This window comes from Pseudoalteromonas sp. DY56-GL79, assembly GCF_041414765.1.
GTDB lineage: Bacteria > Pseudomonadota > Gammaproteobacteria > Enterobacterales > Alteromonadaceae > Pseudoalteromonas > Pseudoalteromonas piscicida.
This window is the reverse complement of the sequence record NZ_JANHZS010000022.1, coordinates 71,939-92,042: the sequence shown is the minus strand read 5'-3', so window position 1 is coordinate 92,042 and position 20,104 is coordinate 71,939. Positions and strand designations below refer to the sequence as shown.

The window sequence follows — 20,104 nt, the reverse complement described above, 5'->3', positions numbered from 1 at the left end:
CCGAAATGAAGGTCGTAGCACTGCGATTCTTACATTCTCAGCCTAGCTGGTGGCGCCGCTATAGTAAGCGGTGTATTGAGGACCAGATCACGGTCAACGCGGGCTATTTAGCGTATGTCACACTGTTATCGTTAGTCCCCTTAGTTGCGGTTGGTGTAGCAATTTTTTCGGCGTTTCCTGGATTTGAAGATACGCGTTTTGCAATTGAAAACTTTGTGTTCAATAACTTTGTGCCAACATCGACGGACACCATTAAAGAGCACATCAGTGCGTTTACTGGCAACGCGAATAAGATGACAGCTGTAGGGGTGAGCTTCTTGGCCGTCGTGGCTTTGTTACTTATTCGTAATGTTGACACCACACTCAACCGAATTTGGCGAGTGAAGCAAAAGCGCCCATTGATGATTTCGTTTGCGATTTATTGGATGGTGCTCACGCTTGGCCCTGTGCTATTGGGCGCGAGTATTGGTATGACATCTTATATCGTTTCTTTAGTGACATTTGCCGATCAAGGGATCCCAGGATTTAGTGGTGCACTAATTAAGATGTTGCCCTATTTAATTTCTATGGTTGGCTTCATCATGCTCTATACTTTAGTACCAAATACCAGTGTGTCATTTCGAGCCGCGGTTCCTGGCGCTTTGTTTGCAGCTTTGTTATTCGAGCTAACGAAAAAAGGCTTTGCATTATACATTAGCCATTTTCCCTCATACGAAGTTATCTATGGGGCGCTCGCAACAGTACCTATTCTTTTTGTTTGGGTATATTTATCTTGGATAGTGGTGTTGTTAGGCGCAGAGTTTACTGTGTGCTTAACCCAAGATATGGAAGCCGCAGGACTAGATACAAGCTCGGAGTTTGACCCACCAGACGCGCAGGGACTTTAGCTTTTACCGATAGCGGTTAGCTTAAGCCCCCAAGGGGGAATTATGAGCTTATTGTATCAACATGGCGATGCATTGCGTCGCTTTCATCTCGCGGTAGGTGAAGGACATCAATTGGGCATAGAGGAATATGGCTGCAGTGATGGCACACCACTTATCATGCTGCATGGTGGCCCAGGTCAGGGCCATTGTCGTAATGTACTTGGTTATTTCAATCCGCAAAAATACCGCATCATCCTGTTTAGTCAGCGAGGCTGTGGCAACTCAACCCCAACTGACTTTAACAATATAAATACCGCGAATCTGCTGAAAGACATTCACACCATTCGTGCGCATTTAGGACTGCAAAAGGTTGTACTCGCCGGAGAGTCTTTCGGTGCCATGTTGGCACTTCTTTATGCTGAGCAACATCGTGAAGATGTCTTGGGGATAGTGTTGTGGTCGAGTTTTTTGGGTAATGAGGCGGATCTTCATTGGCTTTATGGTAGCCAAGGTGCCCCCGCACAAATTTATCCAGAGCAGTATCTTGCCTTTGCACAGGGAGCGCAAACCATAGAATCCTTGCTAGACCATTATCATTCGGCACTTTTTGGCGAGGATGAGTTACTCAAAAGAAAAGCAGCACAGCGCTGGTGTGAGTGGGATAACCTGATCACAACGGATAGCGATACGCAAGGTATTAGGCTCTGCAAAGCAGACAAACAGCTCAGTAAAGCACAGCATATGGTGCATTTTTTTAGTCACCAGTGCTTTATCAAAAAAGAGCAAATTACAGCCGATGCACATCAGCTCAATCACTTACCTATCTGGTTTATTCACAGTCGGCATGATTTAATGTGTCGATACGCACCGGTTCATCAGTTAGCACAAAGCATTAAGGCGCAGTTGTTGATTTTGAATGGAGTTGGGCATTGTAGTGCTAACCCCGTTTATGCAGAAGCAATAAGGCGAGCGGCTGATCTATTACTGTGCAAAATTCAGCATCATTAGCAGTCACAAGAGGTAGGTAGTGCAGGGACTAATTCAAAGGGTCAGCGAAGCAAAGGTAGAAGTAGAAGGTGAGGTTGTAGGCCAAATTGCTCAGGGGATATTGTTACTATTAGGCGTTGAAAAGTCGGATACGGAGCAAACGGCGGATAAGTTACTGCACAAGGTAAGTAACTACCGTATTTTTACTGACGACAAGGGGAAAATGAATTTAAGTTTAAAAGACATTGAAGGCGAACTATTAGTTGTATCGCAATTCACCTTGGCGGCAGACACCAAAAAAGGCATGAGGCCAAGTTTTTCGAGCGCAGGAACGCCTGAGCAAGCGAATACACTCTACGAATACTTTGTGGCTAGAGCCAAGGCCGCAGGGTTGAAAGTCGCGACAGGGCAATTTGCTGCGGATATGAAGGTGAGTTTACTGAATGACGGCCCAGTGACTTTTAACTTTAATGTTGAATAGTGATTTGACGTAAAAACTAGGGCCAGCCAGTGTTAGCGCTTAACCTCGATAATCATATTGGCGTAGTCCGGCACCTTTTCGATAAAGGGCTTTTTACCAAAGTTGGTAATTAATAAGTGTTGAAGTTGCTTGAGCTGCGACTCATGCTCAGTTAAAAAGTTGATATACAGTCTGCCCCCATCATTAATAGCAGCTCTGAGTAGGCGATAAAACTGGTGTTGAAACAAGAAGATGGGAGGCTCAAGTTCGCTAAATAAATCGAGCACAATCCAATCGTAGCGTTTGCCTTGTTGCAAGGCTTTAAATACATCAACACAATTAACATCGCACAAAGGGTCGCCACCAAAGTAGCGTTTGTAACAATGGATCACATCTGGGTTGTTATCTATTGTAGTAATGTGACAATTTGGATAAGTGGCATTGAGGTAATCACGGATGGCACCTGCGCCAAGACCCAGCTCCAGTACGCTAGTTGGCGGGGCGACTTGCTGCCAGCGACTCGCGAATGTTTTTAAATGAGGAAATAACAAGTGCTCCGGGTGGTTTAACTCCACAACGGATTGTAATGTGTTGTTTATCAGAAGCCATCTTAACGATTTCTCTTGCCGCACTTGGATGCTATTTCTGCCTTGTTTATGCCAATATAGCAAGTGTCCTAGCTGGTGGCTTCGGTCCACAAAATCGTTGCTGATAGTGCCTGAATGCGTAATAAATTCTCCCATGATAACATCATCATAGACGAGGATTTTGTGAATGCCAGCTTGTCCACCAGTTTTTACACTAAAGGATAAGTGTTTTGGCGCATTTTATTCCCTACACTTAGCTTATCTTGTAGGGTGTATCCGTACGAGATTCAAAGTCATTTAACAGGCTAATAACAAAACAGGAGTCAGTGATGTTTGAGGTAACTTCACCACAAAGCAGCGAAGATTGGCAAGCCTATTACCAGTTACGCTGGCAGGTGTTAAGAGCGCCATGGGATCAACCTCGTGGCAGCGAACAGGATGATTTAGAACAAGAAGCTGAACATCGCTACATTAAAAATAATGATGGTGAAGTGCTAGGCGTAGCTAGGCTCCATTTTAACAATCATAAGCAAGCACAAGTACGTTATATGGCCGTTGCAGAAGGGCATCGAGGTCATCACTTAGGTAGCCGTTTGCTACATGAGCTTGAGGTTATTGCTTGGACGCAAAAAGCAGAAGAGCTGGTTTTGTATGCTCGAGAGCGCGCGTTATCATTTTACGAGCGTCATGGCTACGAAGTGGTTGAAAAGGCACACTTAGCCTATGGCGATGTGCAGCACTGGAAGATGGTAAAACAACGTCCTACGGAGCCGGGCTGGTTCAGGCAGCCAGATTGGACCCATGTATTACAAAATACTTGGCGCGAGTCTATTCCAATCAGTGATGCGATGGGGATTAAAGTCGAAAGCTATACCGACTGGCAGTTTTCCACTAAGGCTGATTTAAAAGCGAACCTCAATTTACACAACTCGATGTTTGCAGGCTCTATATATAGCATGGCGACGCTAACGGGCTGGGGGGCGACTTATTTAGCACTTAAAGAGCTTGGTTTAGAGGGAGATATTGTGTTGGCTGACGCCAATATTAAATACCTTAAACCTTTAACCACGGCACCAGCGGCAACGGTTACCATTGCGGACTGTGAAGGTGAATTAAAAGCGCTAGAGACGGCTGGCAAAGCAAAATATGTGGTGCCAGTGAATGTCTATGATGGCGATATGCTAGTTGCTAAATTTGAGGGACAATTTGTGGTGATTAAACCGCAATAAGCAGAGAATTATTCTCAGCTTCCCATACAAAAAAGCTCTGAGTGTTCAGAGCTTTTTTGTATTCGAATGTGCTTAAAGAATATCAGTGAGCAATACGCCAATACCAAGCCTTTGGGTATGCGTGTTGTAGTCTATTAAGCTTTCGCCGTAGCCATTAAAGTACTGTGCGTAGCCACGCAACCTTCCCCAAATCGGGAATGACCAGTCTAGCTGAATTGCACCGCGATTATCGCTGTTTAAGTTATTGCGCCACATAAAGCCAAACTCATGCTCTTCGTGGCGATATACCCCACTAAACTCAAAGTGACCTAAGTACTCATCGATATTTGGATTGTCGTCTCCACGCGGATCTAATGCATCGTCCTTATCATTTTCCGGTAAGCGGTACCAGGGTTTAAAGCTGAATACAAAGCCTCGGTTTTCCCAAATAAAATTCGCATAGATACGATTCCAAGAGCGGGAGTTTGGTTGACTGCGACCGTTAGATTGATGAGAAATCCCAAGCACAAAGGCCATCTCATCGCCCCACAGCACGTTTTCATCATCTAAAAAGTTAATCCAAAAGATTTCTGGTTCATAGTTGGTTTCACGAAATGGCGAAGACACATCTTTGTTGTACAGCTGCCAATATGATTGCAGCGTAAAAGCAAAATAGATTGCCTGATCTTTATCCGAAAAATTTTTATAAATAGGCGCTTTTAACGAGATTTGGTATTTGGCTTCAAAGTTGTCGATTGGCTCGCCGTCTTCATCGTCAATGGCTTTTAGACCGTCGAATGGTCTGCTGTTGACGTTGGTCATATAAGAAACTGGCAAAATATAGTTACGCTTATGTGGTGTTAATACATTACGGTTTTTTTCCGTTACACGTTCACGCGCCATGCGTTTATCTAATTGGCTTAAGGTATTATCTGCATCAGCCTCGGCACATTCGGTACGTACCTGCTCTATGGTTTTATCTTTTTCTCCAGTTAACACCGCGTTTAGCACGCACTGTTTGACTAAATCGATTTCATCTTCCTGTTGGGCTTCTTGAGCGTAAAGTGGCAAGGTAAGCAAGGCCAAAGCCGGTATTGATAAGTGTGTAAGTTTCATCCTATATGCGCCGAGAGTAAGTACAATTGATTACATTATTAACCAATGATAATGAAAGGGAAATGAATCTCGAAGGTCAAAAATGTCAGAAAGAAAAATACGGTCGAATAAGAAAAAGGTGGCGGCTATCGCCGCCATACCTTAGTAAGCGTTAAGCTAAACAAGCAGAGCTTATTTGCTTTGACTTACTCTCACGCAATAAAAGTACTCAAGTTAAAGCGTTTCAACTTGAGTAAAAAACTTATAAAGCTCAGTACCTTGATTCACACTAGCAGAGGCAAAGTGCAAAATGGCGATGGCATCTTCGTCTAACTTGATCTCATTTAAGGGCGTTTCTGATAAATAGCGCTCCATTCTGAGAATTTTGGCGATGGTTTGACCCGCCTTGATATGCTCTCCAAGCTTTGCCGTGTACTCCACCATGCCTCCCATCGGGGCATAAAAGGCGCGATAATTTTCTAGTCGACAGACGTAACGGGTGATGTCTTGTGGCATAAAGTGCGCGTCTTGAAAGGCCTGTTTATGGTTTAGGTAGCTCAAAATGCTATTAGCGTCATTCAATGCTTCCGCTAAATCAATTTTTTCTTGAGAGCCAAGCTCAACCGTAAACGCTTCGGTTAATACTGGGATCTCTCGGCCTATAGCCTGATAGGCTTGCTGCAAGTTCCACCATGGACAAAAACTTGCTTCATCCATTGCTCCATCAAAGTCACTTGGAATAAGTAACACATGTGGAATATCAAAATATCGAGCGCTGTCTTTTGCATACTCAGGACAATACAGGTGTTTTGCTGAAATTGGTCCAGTGTGTAGGTCTAAAACAATGTCAGCTTCATGAGCTAGGCGCTGTAAACTCAAGGCGATGCGCTTACCTGTTGTCAACCTATCTAAGGGCCCATCAAGTAGTGCCTGGGTACGCTCAACTAATCGTTGGCGAAATTGCTGAGCGATTTCTGTTATTGAAAGCGTCGGATTTTGCTCCACAAACTCGGCAACCAGCGCGGAATGGTTGATGTACATTCGATTCCAATTAGTACCCGTAATTGGATCGAAACGCCCTAAGGTAAACTCACCAGATTTCTGATTACAACCAATCGGGTTTGCGTAAGGCACTAAGGTGATGTTCGCTTTTAATGACAATTGCTTCAACTGTTCCAGCAGTTGATAAATCACTGCATTACCTTGCACTTCGGCACCATGCATATTTGCTTGGATATACACCTTAGGCCCACTGCCATCGCCTTTGATGCGATAGACCGGAATAGTCAAAGGCAAGCCATTGGCAATTTCACCAACCTGAATATGTTGTTGTGTAATGGTATTCATGTTTACCTCAAATAACTTGAAGCGGGCTCTGCTTCACGGACACAGCTGATTTCTCCACCTGAGATGATGTACTCTGCTGGGAGCTCATGACATAAAAAGAACGGCATACTTTCGGTGTAGCCGTAAGCGCCACACTGACTGAAAACAAGCCAATCGCCATCGGCACTGTCGCTTGGTAAGACTAGGGTGCCTAATTTATCCAATGCAGTGCAAAGTGGGCCATGAATATGAAAGTCTGTGGCCTCAGCTTGAGACTGGCGTAACAATTCAGCGGGGAAAGCTTGTCCGGTAACGGCTGGGCGCAGCAGGTGATTGACACCGCCTGCGACAATCAGTTGTTGTTCTCCGTAGTTTTGCTTTTGTTCCACCACAGGGTTGAGATAAAAACCACATTCGCCAACCGCATAGCGGCCTAACTCCATCCATAATTCTTGCACTTGCGTGGCGGTTTTTATTAATGCGAGCGTGTCTAATAATTTCTGCCAATCGAGAGAAGGGCTTTGCCTATCATAGGGAATGCCAAGGCCGCCACCTAAGTCGAGCACCTTTAGAGTAATCCCTAAATCTGCAGCGAGCTGAACTAAAGGTGCAACCATTGCCTGCCAAAGTTCAGCGAGCGTATCGCTGCAGAGCATATTGCCCCACTGGAAAATATGCAGTCCGACAAAGTCTAGGTAGGTGTAGTCACTTAAAGTTAGGGCTTGCCACTGCTCTGCGCCAAGACCAAAAGGAGTCAGCGTATTGCCACCAAGTGGATTGTGCTCTGCTTTATCAAAGCGTAACTGCACCCGCAGTAAAACTTCAAATTGAAGCTCAAACTCTTCGGCCACTTGATTTAACCAGCGTACTTGATTGTGACTTTCAGCCACGAAAATACGTACGCCTTGTGTGGCAAAATGACGGATCTGCTTTAGCGATTTGGCAGGACCTGTGTTGAGCACGCGTTCAGGTGCGATCCCTTGAGATAACACCTGATCAAGCTCGCCGCTAGATGCCACATCAAAGTTAAACCCTGCGTTATCTAGGGTTTTAATGATATGTGATAACGGATTCGCTTTTACGGCATACCAAAGCTTAACGATTTGCTGATCAACTAAGGGCTTAACATGCGCACTTAGCTTATCTAAATCGTAGCAAAAGAATGGCGTATCTTGTTGCTGGATCAATGCCTCAGCTGCAATTCGCTGTGACGTGCTCAACCAAGTCATTAGCGTAGAACCTCTTCCAGCGCCAGTGATGCATCACTTTGTTCATCACGGTATTTTACGATAAGTGCGCATGACATACTTAGTCCTTGCTCGCGCGCCCACTCACTTGAGGCTGGACGAGAGCCTGGGATCACTATCGCGTTTTCAGGGATGGCTTCACCTTTGTCAAGCAAGCGCTCGTTCACGCAGTCATAGACAGGAATACTTGCTGAAAGGCGCACACCCGGTGCTAATACGGCACCGCGTTTAACAACAACCCCTTCAACCAATACACAGCCTGCACCAATAAAGGCATCGTCTTCAACAACAACAGGACTGGCTCCAACCGGCTCTAATACACCGCCCACTTGTACTGCTGCGCTAAGGTGGACATTTTTACCAATTTGCGCGCAAGAACCAACCAACGCATGACTATCTACCATAGTACCTGAATCAATATAGGCACCAATGTTGACATAAGCCGGTGGCATAATGATTGTGCCCGCTGCGACGTAAGCGCCACGTCTCACACTGCTTCCGCCAGGAACCATACGAACGCCATCTTGGGCAGCAAATCCGCGTGGTGCTAAGTTGTCTTTATCAACAAATCCACCCGGGAATTCCGTATTTACGCCATTTCTAAATGCTTCAAGGATCCCTTGTTTTACTTCTACATTAGCATGCCAATGGCCTTGCTCATCCTGTGTTGCAGCACGTACTGTGCCATTTTCTAAATCGTTTAGTAGGGTTAACCAGCTCATGTTTACTGCCTTAATTCCAAGATAAAATCGTTTCGTTCGCGCGAGTGATCGCATCGGTATGGGTGAGTTCCAAATGTGTCAGTGGCGGGCGCAAGTTTGGACTTGTGAGCTTCCCTTGCAAGTGCATTAACACTTTGACTGGTATGGGATTTGCCACTGCAAATAAGCTATTTGCAGCTTCTGACCAAGTGGTAAATAAATTAGGAGAGGTGCCGCTTAACGAGCGCCTTACAAATTCTGCGGTTTGCTGTGGCCATGCATTTGCCGCAACAGACACTAGCCCCGTTGCACCTGCTTGTGCAAAGTAGGGCATTAAGCCATCGTCGCCGCTATAGATGGCGACATCAGGTGCTGCCTGACGAAATGCTTCAAAGGTGGCAATATCACCACTGGCTTCTTTTAGTGCCCACAGATTAGGGTGGCAAGCTAGTTCGCCGAGTAGGTCAGGGGCGATAGCAACGGCACTGCGACCAGGTACATTGTAGAGCATGCAAGGGTTGTGGCTCTCATCGAGTAGTGTGCTAAACCAATGCGTCAGACCAACTTTGCCGGGCTTTGCGTAGATTGGTGAGCCAAGTAAGAGTGCATCAATGGGCTGCGTATTACAAAAGCGCACCCATTGTGTTTGCTGCTCAAGATTACTGCCGCCAACGGCAACCATGAGTGGTACGCTTGGGGCGAGCTGGCAAACAAACTCAACGATTTGTTGCTGCTCTTGTTGGGTAAGCGCAAGGCCTTCGCCGGTACTGCCTAGTAAAAGAATACCGTTACGAGCTTGCTCTTGATCGCGTACAAGCGTCGTTAATGCGCCAAAATCAACCTGATTTTCAGCATCAAAAGGCGTTACTAAAGCAGTCCACAACGGATAGTCAGATAAATTGAATTGTGATTTCATCTCTACCGAACTTAAATCATGTTCGGAGTTAGGAGGGTGTCCAAACTTCGAACTGTTAAAATTCGAAGAGCAATGGACTTAAAAAGGATAAGGCAGCCAATGGCCTTATTTTTCTAAGACCAGAAGCTCTCCACCAAGTATGTTGGTGACAGTCGCTGGGATTCAGCCCAGTCGCCCGAAATGAGTATTAGCAAACAATAACTCAATTTCTCGGCGTATATTCCCCTCACTAAGCTGCAACGGAGTTTGCTCTCCTTCACTTAGTTACCTGAATAACGCACCTCTTCCAGCCCTCAGTTTGACGCCGTAGCATCAAACTATCTAAATAGGGTGAACGCGCATTGAAACATTTTGGCCGTCTAGGTGTCAAGCATCAGACTGTAAATAATACGATTGTTAACTACACTTAGCATTGCAGCTGAGACAATGCGATGAGATGAAAAACAAAAAATATGCCGTTAATAAATAAAGTTAAAAATCGTTATATCGGGGCATTACTAGCTATGGCTATATTGCTGTCGATGGCGATGGGGATTATGCAGTATTTACTGTATCAGCAGAGCCAAGACGCGCACGTAATTAATATTGCGGGTATGCAGCGGATGTTGTCCCAGCGTATCGCGCTTTATAGTGCGCAAGGTAATCATCGAGATAGTGAGGGCCTCCGTCAAGCCATTAATAAATTTGAGATTAATCATGAGTTTTTAACTAAAACAGAAAGTGGTGAGGCCATTTATCTGAATGAAGCCCTTACAGCGCTTTACTACCAAGAGCCGGTGCAGTTGGATTTGCAAAGCAATACTTTCGTCACTTTATCAAGGTCTCAGTTACAGCAATCCACTCCTCAACTGGTGGAACAAATCTTTACTGCATCTCAGCATTTACTCCCAAAACTGAATGAGGCCGTTTCACTATTCGAGCAGCAAGCGCGAAGTAAGACAGAGATGGTGAGGAAAATTGAATTGTTAATTTGGCTGCTCGGACTGTTGCTGCTGTTTATAGAAGCGAAATTTGTATTTCGTCCAATGGCGCGAGAAATTGCTGAAGCACTTAATAAATTAGAGGCGGCAAGAAAGCTTGCCGACGATGCACTACACTCAAAATCACGATTTTTAGCACGCGTTAGTCACGAGCTAAGAACGCCATTGCAGGCTATTCATGGGTATTTAGATGAATATCTGAGTAACAAAGAAATCCAACAGTTACAGCATGTGAAAAGCGCGGTAAGTCAATTGGATGTATTACTTTATTCGGTTCAAGATTTTAATAACCTTTCCGAGCAAGAAGTGGTAATTGAGCGTCATCAAGTCGCGTTGCGAGAAGTAATAAAATCAGCCTGTATTGCCTTTCAACTAACCGCACACAAGAAATCTCTCGCTTTTAATTTGGCATTGAGCAATGAGTTAGATGTGACCTGTTATTGTGATTGTAAGCGTGTTGGTTGGTTGATCAGTGAATTGGTCAATAATGCAATTAAATTTACTGAGCGTGGCAGCATTCAAGTATTTGCGGATCTGGTTGTAGATGAAGATACGCCATATTTAGAATTTGTTGTTGAAGATACTGGGCCTGGGTTCGACTATCAGCAGCTACGAGAAGCTGTGCATAGCGAACATTTTCAAGGGGCGCAGTTAGGGCTTAAACGTTGCCAATTACTCACCTCAGCGCTTGGGGGACGATTAGATTTTATTGAGAGGGAGCCAACGGGTACAAGAGCAACCTTGAGAGTTCCCATTGAAATTGACAACCAACAGACATTGGCTCGTAAAATGAAGCCGGTGTCAGCTCGCATTTTGCTAGTGGAAGATAACTTACTAAATGCGCGCGTGATTGAAAAAATGCTTCAGCCCGTAGCCAAACAAGTAACGCATGTTGAACATGGTGAAGGTGCCCTTGAAGTATATGAGGTGGGTAAGTTCGATATCGTACTAATGGATTTAAATATGCCTGTGATGGATGGCTTTGAAGCCACTGAGCGTTTGAGAGTGCTAGATCCGGCCGTGCCTATTTTGGTCGTGACCGCAAATACTAATGCGGAGGATTTGGATAAGGTCTACGCACTTGGTGCAACGGCTCATTTGTATAAGCCGTTGCACCCGGATGTGCTGCATAGCAAAGTGGCGCTATTACTGAATGAGTGTGGAGACTTAGTCTCGTCTTAAACGAATATTTCCAACCCCGACTTCTGCATCGATGGAATACTGGCCTTGACCACGATAGTCTGTTGTTGAGCCAACCATACTCTTTTCAGAAGTTTCTATGTTGCCAAAACCTGACATTGCCGTTTTACCAACACCTGAATCTAAAGACACCTTTTTGAAATCGGTGGTGGTAGTCTCAATTTTAATTTTTCCTACGCCTACCTCTAAATCAGCAGAGTTATTAAGATCTTGAATATCAATTTTGCCAACACCAACCTCAACATCTAAGGCCAAATTAACAGGCACCTTAACTTGCCAAGATAGTTCATAATCATCCGAATTGATTTCAAGTGAAAGCTTATCCCCCGATGTGTTGCTGTTTAGGGTAGCTTCACTTACATCTGGTTTACCAAACCAACTGTCTGACTCTTTCGGTTCAACCAAAATTTCGACCTCTATGGTGTTGCCGTTGTAAGTTTGTAGATCGATTTTACCTACGGCAATATCCACTTCTAACTCGGCTAGGCTATTGCTTGGGAATGATGCTGTAATGGTTTTTGAATCTTTTGCTTGTGCAGTCATTGCCGCTGCACTTAATGCTAAAACTAACGCTAACTTTTTCATTATTTTTTACCTTTAACGAGAGTGTTTGAAAGGTAAGTCGCAAATAAAAATGAAAAGGTTTAAAAAGATTTTTATTTTTTTAGGGCATGTTGATGGAAGTACTTGTTTAACACGCCCACAAAGTAAACTACTTACCTCTTAGCAAGATAACGCTGAGCGTTATAGTCGGGTGACTGAATAGCCGTTATTTTTAAGTTGCTCAACAAGGCCATATTTTTCAACAAGGTGTAATGCACCAACGGCAATAAACGTTGATTCATTAGGGAGTTGCTTTTTAAGCATTTGCACCCAGTTATTATTGCGTTCAATGATCATCAGTTGCTCGGCTAATTTGCCGTATTTGTCATCCGAAAAACTTACCTGGTAGTAATGCGATAACTTCTCCAAATCGCCGCTTCGCCATGCGGAAACTAAATCCAAGAAGTAGGTATTCAAATCAGACATCTGTGCAAATGTTTCCTTGAGCATAGCGTCACTATGAATACTCAGCTGACTGAACATTTCAAGCTGATATTCTAAGGTTTCAAATTCACCAATTGGGATCTTCTTTTCGTTTGCATAGGCTATTACTTGTTTATCGATGCCATTAGTATCGGTAAATCCAAGCTTTTGATATTCCAGTTGTAGCATAGTTACCATCACGGCCCATGGCGCATAGCGTTCAAATAAGGCGATATCTATTTGCTTTTTCGAAAAGTAGTCTTGTAGCTTCTGATAGACTTCTGCAGAGAGTTGGTCTTTTAGAGTTTGGTTGTTTTTTAACAGCATAAATGGCATGGAGCGCTGTTGGATCGCAAATGGAGAGAGCGCCTCTAAGTTCACTTCAACCATGACTCTATCACTGCTCGCAATGGCGCTTTTTACCTTGGCAGGTAAACCATGCATTTGTTCGTCACCGACGTGGACGGTACCAAATAAGTACGACGTTTTGTTGTCCTTTTCTATTTTCCACAGGCCAACTTCTGCGTTGGCGAGATTGCTGAAAAGGCTTAAGCAAAGATAAATAAATAACAATGGTGAAAATACTTTAACCATAGTAATGATCCCTGTTGGTTTTAAAGGGTCAGTCTGCGATATCGAAATGTGAATGTCACTAAAAAATGAAGTGCGCTTAGGCGGTAGAAAAAATTTCATATAGGGAAATCGAGAAAGTAAATTTTTCGTTATATCGAAACTGAACCAATAGAAAATTCGCATTTTAAAATGTGTGGTTGTTTTAATTCTTTAGTTCTTGGTTTTTTGGTTTTTTTATGCGTTAAACTCAGGTTTTTAATTTTAAATAGCATAGTTTTTTGTGTTGACTTCAGTGTGTAAGGCGCGGTATTAATAGAAAAAGAGGCAGCACAGTGCTTACACTGAATGATTGCCAAGTTTAAATTTACGGAATTCAAGCAATGTTACTAACAGCAACTCTACTAGTCGTGATTATCAACGTGGTGATTATTATTACCGCGGGGGCTGGTTAGTGCTGTAAGAAAAGTATCAGCATAAACGCCCCCCGCACCAAAAGGTTCGGGGGGCGTTTTCGTTTTAGGGCATAAAAAAGGCAACTGAGAGCAGATCATGAGCAATCCAACAACCGGCGCACAACTTGTTATCAAGGTGCTAGAAGAGCAAGGCGTTAAACACGTATTTGGTTACCCAGGTGGTGCCATCATGCCCATTTATGACGCTTTGTATGGCGCGCCAGTTAAGCATTATTTGACTCGTCATGAGCAAGGTGCTGGTTTTGCTGCTGTTGGGTATGCTCGTAGCACTGGCAAGCTTGGGGTTTGTTTCGCCACTTCTGGACCCGGCGCGACGAATCTTATCACCGCACTTGCTGATGCCATGATGGATTCAGTTCCGCTACTGGCTATCACTGGGCAAGTGCCGACCGCTGCTATCGGTTCGGATGCCTTTCAAGAGGTGGATGTACTGGGCATGTCTCTGTCATGTACCAAGCACAGCTACATGGTTGAGCGAGCGGAAGACTTGGCTGAGGTATTACAAGAAGCCATGTACTTAGCGCAGTCTGGCCGACCCGGTCCTGTGTTGGTCGATATTCCTAAAGATATCCAGTTAGCTAAAGTACCTTTTCATCCTTTTGCTGCGCCACAAGACGAACAGCCGAAGGTTTCGCAAACTGAAGTAGCAAAAGCCAATCAATTATTATGTGATGCTAAACGACCCGTTGCCTACATTGGTGGTGGCGTGCAAAGCGCCGATGCGCAGTCACAGCTGATGCAATTTTTAGAAAAGACCCATATGCCGGCCGTATCGACGCTAAAAGCTTTGGGCAGCGTAACCCCAGATTATGATTATGACTTAGGAATGCTCGGTATGCACGGTACTCAAGCGGCGAATCTGGCGGTTCAGCAATGTGACTTGTTGGTATGTATCGGGGCGCGATTTGATGACCGTGTAACGGGGAATTTGGCAAAGTTTGCTGCAGGGGCAAAGGTGATCCATTTAGATATCGACCCTGCAGAAGTGGGTAAACGTAAACCCGCGGCCGCTTCGCTTATTGCAGATTTAAAACAGTCATTGCCGCAACTTGAATGTGTGGTTACGAATAGCGAATGGCTAGAGACCATCGAAGCACTGCAACGTCAACATGCGTGGCGTTATGACTATCCTGGCGAAAAAGTATTTGCACCGTATTTGTTAAATCAACTGAGCCAAAAGCTACCCAATACAGCGGTAGTGTGCTGCGATGTAGGCCAACATCAAATGTGGGTGGCACAGCACATGAAATTCAGTCATCCAAGCAATCATTTAAGTAGTGGCGGTGCAGGCACGATGGGATTTGGCTTACCAGCTGCAATTGGTGCACAGATAGCACGTCCAGATAACACAGTGATCACGGTATCTGGCGACGGCTCCATCATGATGAATATTCAAGAGTTGGCAACTATCCGCCGTAATAACCTGCCAGTTAAAATATTGATATTAGACAACCAAAGGCTGGGTATGGTGAGACAGTGGCAGCAACTCTTTTTTGACGGTCGTTACAGTGAAACCGACCTGTCAGACAATCCAGACTTTGTCTCATTGGCTGCCGTATTCGGTATTCCTGGGCAGACAATTACTCATGCAAACCAAGTAGATGATGCCGTTGACGCCATAGTAAATGCGCAAGGGCCATATATTTTACATGCTTGTATCGACGATAAAGAAAACGTATGGCCGCTTGTTCCACCTGGTGCTGCCAATGATGAAATGATGACGGAGAGCCTTTCATGAAACACCATTTAACCGTTGCAGTAAAACAACAGAGCATCGCAGTGGAGCGCTTTTTACGCGTAGCCAGACATCGCGGATTTCGCTTAACGAATTTGGAATTACAAGGTCAAGATGACTTATTCCACGTCAAAATGACCGTAGATAGTGACAAACCTATCTATTTATTAACCTCACAACTGAGTAAGCTAGTAGAAGTGCAAGCGGTTGACTTGCATACACTACAGAAACAGGCAATTTAGAAGAATTAAGGTAGTTAATAATGACACAAACATCAGAAGTAATTTGGCATAACGGTGAAATGGTTCCTTATTTTCAAGCAACCACCCATGTGCTTAGTCATGCTTTACATTATGGCAGCTCAGTTTTTGAAGGGATCCGTGCTTACGATACGCCAAATGGTCCAGCTGTTTTTCGCTTAACCGATCATATTCAACGCCTCTTTGATTCCGCGAAGATCTACCGTATGGAAATTCCTTTTACCAAAGAGGAAGTAATCGCAGCGTGTAAAGAGACTATCCGCGCAAATGACTTTACCAATGCTTACCTTCGTCCATTTGCATTTTTAGGTCATGTGGGTCTTGGTTTAAATCCGAAATCGCACCGTGCAGACATGACAGTCGCTGCGATGGAATGGGGTGCATACCTTGGTGAAGAAGGCTTAGCGCAAGGTGTTGATGTGTGTGTTTCTTCTTGGAGTCGCCTCGCACCAAATACCATGCCTACTGCGGCTAAAGCGGGTGGTAACTATTTATCTTCACAGCTTATTTCAGGTGAGGCGAAGCGTAATGGTTATGTTGAAGGGATCGCGCTTGATGTTAATGGTTACCTGAGCGAAGGTGCTGGTGAGAACTTATTTGTTGTGAAAAAAGGCGTGCTTTATACCCCGCCAACCACAGCTTGTATTCTACCCGGGCTCACGCGCGACACTATCATCCATTTGGCGAAAAAACGCGGTTATGAAGTACGTGAAGAGCCGATTGCTCGTGAAGCGCTTTATCTTGCTGATGAGTTCTTTATGGTTGGTACCGCAGCGGAAGTAGTACCTGTTCGCAGCGTAGACAAAATTACCGTGGGTAATGGTGGTAGAGGTCCAATTACGGAAGAGTTACAGCAGGCCTATTTCGCTTTGGTTAAAGGTCAAGCTGATGACGAAAATGGCTGGTTAGAGTACGTAAACGAATAATTTTATTGGTATCGGGGCCAAGCGTCCCGAACAAAAGCGCATTGTAAATTGTGGGAATGAGGAACTCGGCAAAGCCGAGAAAAAGGTGAAGCATGGCTAAATTACGGAGCAAGACAACTACTGAGGGCAGACAACGCGCGGGTGCTCGTGCATTGTGGCGAGCAACGGGAATGACGGACAGTGATTTCCATAAACCGATCGTTGCGGTCGTGAATTCATATACCCAATTTGTTCCGGGTCATGTTCACCTCAATCAGCTTAGTGCATTGATGGCTGATGCGATAACAGAAGCAGGCGGCGTACCTCGCGAATTTAATACCATTGCTATTGATGATGGTATCGCCATGGGTCACGGCGGCATGCTTTACTCGCTTCCGTCTCGAGACTTAATTGCAGATTCGGTAGAGTACATGGTGAACGCTCATTGTGCTGATGCCATGGTCTGCATTTCTAACTGCGATAAAATCACCCCAGGCATGCTACTTGCTGCACTGCGGTTGAATATTCCGGTGATCTTTGTTTCCGGCGGCCCGATGGAAGCGGGAAAAACTCGCTTAGCGGATATCGATCTGAAATTGGATCTTGTCGACGCTATGGTGAAAGGCGCAGATCCAACTGTGAGTGATGAAGATTCTGAGCAAGTTGAGCGCTCTGCCTGTCCTACTTGTGGTTCGTGTTCAGGTATGTTTACTGCCAACTCCATGAACTGTCTACTAGAAGCGCTGGGCTTAGCGTTGCCTGGAAATGGTACGACACTTGCGACACACAAAGACCGCCAACAGCTGTATTTGGGCGCAGCAAATCGTATCATGGCTTTGTGCGACGAATACTATGGTAAAGATAACGAGCAAGTGCTGCCACGCAACATTGCTAACCAAGCCGCGTTTATGAACGCCATGACATTAGATATCGCGATGGGCGGTTCATCTAATACCGTGCTGCATTTATTGGCGGCAGCGCAAGAAGGCTTTGTCGAATTTGATATGAACGACATAGACCGCTTATCTCGCAGCACACCATTTTTATGTAAGGTTGCTCCGGCAACACAACAGTATCACATTGAAGACGTTCACCGTGCTGGCGGCATTATGGCCATTCTCAACGAGCTGGCCAGAGGCAATAAATTGGACTTGTCGGTGGGGCACGTTGCTGGCGGAAATCTAGGTGAAGTTATAGCGCGCTGGAATGCCGCAGACAGTGATAACGAGCGGGCACAAACTTTCTATCGCGCGGGGCCTGCTGGGATCCGCACTACCCAAGCTATGAGCCAAGAGTATCGCTGGGATGAGCTTGATTTAGACCGTGAAGGCGGCTGTATTCGCTCCATCAAGCATGCCTTTAGGCAAGATGGCGGCCTTGCAGTATTGAAAGGTAACTTAGCGCCTGATGGTTGTATCGTGAAAAGTGCCGGGGTGGCCGATGAAATGCTGCGCTTTACAGGGCCTGCTGTAGTATTTGAATCTCAAGACGATGCCGTCGAGGGGATATTGGGTGGCCAAGTTAAGAAAGGTGATGTAGTGATCATTCGCTACGAAGGGCCTAAAGGTGGTCCGGGTATGCAAGAAATGCTGTACCCAACTAGTTATCTTAAATCGATGGGGCTAGATAAAGACTGCGCTTTACTTACCGATGGTCGTTTTTCTGGCGGTACTTCTGGACTTTCTATTGGCCATGCGTCTCCAGAGGCTGCCAGTGGTGGCAATCTGGCGCTGGTTGAAAACGGCGATGTTGTCGCTATCGACATCTATAACCGCAGTATTGACGTTAAACTGGACGACGCCGAGTTAGCGCTGCGTCATGAAAAGCAAGTCGCTCGTGGCAAAGAAGCGTACAAACCAGTTAACAGAGAGCGCTATGTGAGTCCCGCGCTAAAAGCCTACGCACTGCTTGCAACGAGTGCAGACAAGGGCGCAGTACGTGACTTACAAAAACTAGAGGAGTTAGGCTAGCGATGGTTTCCCAAGAGCTTGATTACTTTAGAGCCATTATTCAGGCGAATGTGGCACCGCTCGTTGAGGTAACGCAAGTTAATCAATTAGAGCAAATGTCAGCCCAGCTTGGTAACCAAATTTGGCTGAAAAGAGAGGACCAACAGCCGGTCTATTCTTTCAAATTGCGTGGTGCGTATAACAAGCTACGTCAGTTGCCGAAAGGATCGCGGGTGTATACCGCTTCTGCGGGTAATCATGCTCAAGGGGTTGCACTAAGTGCAACGCATCTAGGTCAGCACGCCACGATTGTTATGCCTGTGACTACGCCAGAGATCAAGGTCAACGCGGTTCGTAAGCTCGGTGGTGAAGTGATCTTACACGGCCATCATTTTGATGCGGCAAAGCAGTACGCGCTAGATCTTTGTGAAGCGCAAAATGGTGTTTTTGTCCCACCATTTGATGATAAAGATGTGATCATCGGCCAAGGTACGGTGGCGCGAGAGTTAATTCAGCAACTTGATGAACTAGACGTCGTATTTATTCCCGTAGGAGGAGGTGGTTTGCTTGCGGGAATGGCGGTGTATTTGAAGTCACTTCGCCCTGATATCCGTGTTATTGGGGTAGAAGCTGAGGACAGCGCATGCCTTAAAGCCGCGTTAGAAGCCGGAAAACCCGTGGAGCTTGAGCGAGTCGGTGGTTTTGCGGATGGTGTAGCGGTGAAGCTTATTGGCACTGAAACTTTTCGATTAGCACAAAAGTTTTGTGATGAAGTCGTGACGGTTAATGCCGATGAAATTTGTGCGGCGGTTCAAGATATTTTTGTGGAGACGAGAGCAACTGCAGAGCCTTCCGGCGCGTTATCAACCGCGGGTTTGAAGAAGTGGCTCACGCAAACGGGTGAAAAGGGGCTGAGTGTTGCGGCTATCTTGTCAGGCGCTAATTTAAACTTCGATCGGTTGAGATATATCGCCGAAAGAACGGCGCTAGGTGCTAAACATGAAGCATTGCTCGGGGTGACTATCCCTGAAGAAAAAGGCAGCTTTAAGCGTTTTTGTCACTCTCTTGGTGGCCGAGCGATCACTGAGTTTAATTATCGCTATGCTGGCTGTGGCGAAGCGCAAATTTTTGTTGGTGTTGGGCTTAGAAATGGCCAACAAGAGCTAACTGAGTTAACCGCCTCGTTGCATCAAAATGGCTATCTGTTTGATGACTTATCAGATAACGAACTGGCAAAGTTACATGTGCGATATATGGTAGGCGGCAAACCGCCGAGCGTCATGAATGAACGTTTATTGCGGTTTGAATTTCCTGAATATCCAGGCGCATTAGCACGCTTTTTAGACATGCTCGGCTGTAATTGGAATATTACTTTATTTCATTATCGCAATCACGGTGCGGCACAAGGCAATGTGTTAGCCGCTTTTGAAGTTGAGCCCAGTGATTATGAGCGCTTTGATGAACATCTTGCAAAGTTAGCGTATCAGTTTCAAGAAGAAACAGATAACCCGTGTTTTACACGCTTTTTGCATGGCGAGCAGTTAGCAAAGCAAAAGGCTGGATAATAAGTACTGAATTAGGTACGCTGGTCATGAAAGTATCTAATTTTA

General features: G+C 45.2%; 18 protein-coding genes and 1 riboswitch. Of the genes, 10 read left to right on the top strand and 8 right to left on the bottom strand.

Going from position 1 to position 20,104, the window contains the following annotated elements; genetic code table 11:
• The first annotated feature begins 5 nt into the window (after window positions 1-5).
• Genes NO992_RS16495 through dtd form a run of 3 tightly spaced genes read left to right on the top strand, consistent with a single transcriptional unit; the run spans window position 6 to window position 2,334 of the window.
• The gene (locus tag NO992_RS16495) at window positions 6-887 is read left to right on the top strand and encodes a virulence factor BrkB family protein (protein WP_010607752.1); all 882 of its coding nucleotides are present in this window, start codon (window positions 6-8) and stop codon (window positions 885-887) included.
• A 42-nt stretch (window positions 888-929) separates the two neighbouring features.
• Complete coding sequence (locus tag NO992_RS16490) at window positions 930-1,874, top strand: alpha/beta fold hydrolase (protein WP_305777504.1); 945 nt, start codon at window positions 930-932, stop codon at window positions 1,872-1,874.
• Window positions 1,875-1,893: 19 nt separating this feature from the next.
• Window positions 1,894-2,334 (top strand): D-aminoacyl-tRNA deacylase, encoded by a 441-nt coding sequence (gene dtd, locus NO992_RS16485; RefSeq protein ID WP_371379032.1) that lies wholly within the window; start codon window positions 1,894-1,896, stop codon window positions 2,332-2,334.
• 32 nt (window positions 2,335-2,366) lie between these two features.
• On the opposite strand, the gene NO992_RS16480 is transcribed toward dtd, so the two are convergent.
• A complete protein-coding gene (locus NO992_RS16480) occupies window positions 2,367-3,056 on the bottom strand; it encodes a spermidine synthase (protein WP_010376350.1) in 690 nt (229 codons plus the stop codon).
• 173 nt (window positions 3,057-3,229) lie between these two features.
• Between NO992_RS16480 and NO992_RS16475 the strand changes: the two genes are divergently transcribed.
• The gene (locus NO992_RS16475; protein WP_010376349.1) at window positions 3,230-4,129 is read left to right on the top strand and encodes a bifunctional GNAT family N-acetyltransferase/hotdog fold thioesterase; all 900 of its coding nucleotides are present in this window, start codon (window positions 3,230-3,232) and stop codon (window positions 4,127-4,129) included.
• Window positions 4,130-4,201: 72 nt separating this feature from the next.
• Here NO992_RS16475 and NO992_RS16470 read toward each other — a convergent pair whose 3' ends face one another.
• From NO992_RS16470 to dapA, 5 genes are all read right to left on the bottom strand, one after another.
• Entirely contained in the window at window positions 4,202-5,224 is a 1,023-nt protein-coding gene (locus NO992_RS16470; protein ID WP_371379027.1) for a phospholipase A, read from the bottom strand.
• 213 nt (window positions 5,225-5,437) lie between these two features.
• The gene (locus tag NO992_RS16465) at window positions 5,438-6,550 is read right to left on the bottom strand and encodes a succinylglutamate desuccinylase/aspartoacylase family protein (RefSeq protein WP_371379024.1); all 1,113 of its coding nucleotides are present in this window, start codon (window positions 6,548-6,550) and stop codon (window positions 5,438-5,440) included.
• A 2-nt stretch (window positions 6,551-6,552) separates the two neighbouring features.
• A complete protein-coding gene (locus NO992_RS16460) occupies window positions 6,553-7,758 on the bottom strand; it encodes a PLP-dependent decarboxylase (RefSeq protein ID WP_010376346.1) in 1,206 nt (401 codons plus the stop codon).
• A complete protein-coding gene (locus NO992_RS16455) occupies window positions 7,758-8,498 on the bottom strand; it encodes a 2,3,4,5-tetrahydropyridine-2,6-dicarboxylate N-succinyltransferase (RefSeq protein WP_010376345.1) in 741 nt (246 codons plus the stop codon). Before NO992_RS16455 ends, NO992_RS16460 begins: the two co-directional genes overlap by 1 nt.
• Window positions 8,499-8,508: 10 nt before the next feature.
• Window positions 8,509-9,393: a 4-hydroxy-tetrahydrodipicolinate synthase gene (dapA, locus tag NO992_RS16450; protein ID WP_010376342.1), complete on the bottom strand. Its 885-nt coding sequence runs from the start codon at window positions 9,391-9,393 to the stop codon at window positions 8,509-8,511.
• 115 nt (window positions 9,394-9,508) lie between these two features.
• Window positions 9,509-9,687, bottom strand: a riboswitch (Lysine riboswitch).
• Window positions 9,688-9,845: 158 nt separating this feature from the next.
• Between dapA and NO992_RS16445 the strand changes: the two genes are divergently transcribed.
• Entirely contained in the window at window positions 9,846-11,555 is a 1,710-nt protein-coding gene (locus tag NO992_RS16445; RefSeq protein WP_371379020.1) for a response regulator, read from the top strand.
• Here the strand turns inward: NO992_RS16445 and NO992_RS16440 are convergent.
• Together NO992_RS16440 and NO992_RS16435 are read right to left on the bottom strand one after the other, a co-directional pair.
• On the bottom strand, window positions 11,541-12,158 hold the full coding sequence (locus tag NO992_RS16440) for a hypothetical protein (protein WP_371379017.1): 618 nt from the start codon (window positions 12,156-12,158) through the stop codon (window positions 11,541-11,543). The genes NO992_RS16445 and NO992_RS16440 overlap by 15 nt on opposite strands.
• A 159-nt stretch (window positions 12,159-12,317) precedes the next feature.
• Window positions 12,318-13,193 carry a TraB/GumN family protein gene (locus NO992_RS16435; protein ID WP_010376336.1) on the bottom strand — a complete coding sequence of 292 codons (876 nt, stop codon included), beginning with the start codon at window positions 13,191-13,193 and terminating at the stop codon, window positions 12,318-12,320.
• 528 nt (window positions 13,194-13,721) lie between these two features.
• On the opposite strand from NO992_RS16435, the gene ilvG reads away from it, so the two are divergent.
• From ilvG to ilvA, 5 genes are all read left to right on the top strand, one after another.
• The gene (gene ilvG / locus NO992_RS16430; RefSeq protein ID WP_308374362.1) at window positions 13,722-15,383 is read left to right on the top strand and encodes an acetolactate synthase 2 catalytic subunit; all 1,662 of its coding nucleotides are present in this window, start codon (window positions 13,722-13,724) and stop codon (window positions 15,381-15,383) included.
• Entirely contained in the window at window positions 15,380-15,622 is a 243-nt protein-coding gene (gene ilvM, locus NO992_RS16425; RefSeq protein WP_010376329.1) for an acetolactate synthase 2 small subunit, read from the top strand. Before ilvG ends, ilvM begins: the two co-directional genes overlap by 4 nt.
• A 20-nt stretch (window positions 15,623-15,642) precedes the next feature.
• Window positions 15,643-16,566, top strand: coding sequence for a branched-chain amino acid transaminase (locus tag NO992_RS16420; protein ID WP_010607766.1), 924 nt, complete (start codon window positions 15,643-15,645; stop codon window positions 16,564-16,566).
• 92 nt (window positions 16,567-16,658) lie between these two features.
• Window positions 16,659-18,515 carry a dihydroxy-acid dehydratase gene (gene ilvD / locus NO992_RS16415; protein WP_371379012.1) on the top strand — a complete coding sequence of 619 codons (1,857 nt, stop codon included), beginning with the start codon at window positions 16,659-16,661 and terminating at the stop codon, window positions 18,513-18,515.
• A gap of 2 nt (window positions 18,516-18,517) precedes the next feature.
• Entirely contained in the window at window positions 18,518-20,059 is a 1,542-nt protein-coding gene (ilvA, locus tag NO992_RS16410; protein ID WP_239979680.1) for a threonine ammonia-lyase, biosynthetic, read from the top strand.
• Window positions 20,060-20,104 lie beyond the last annotated feature (45 nt).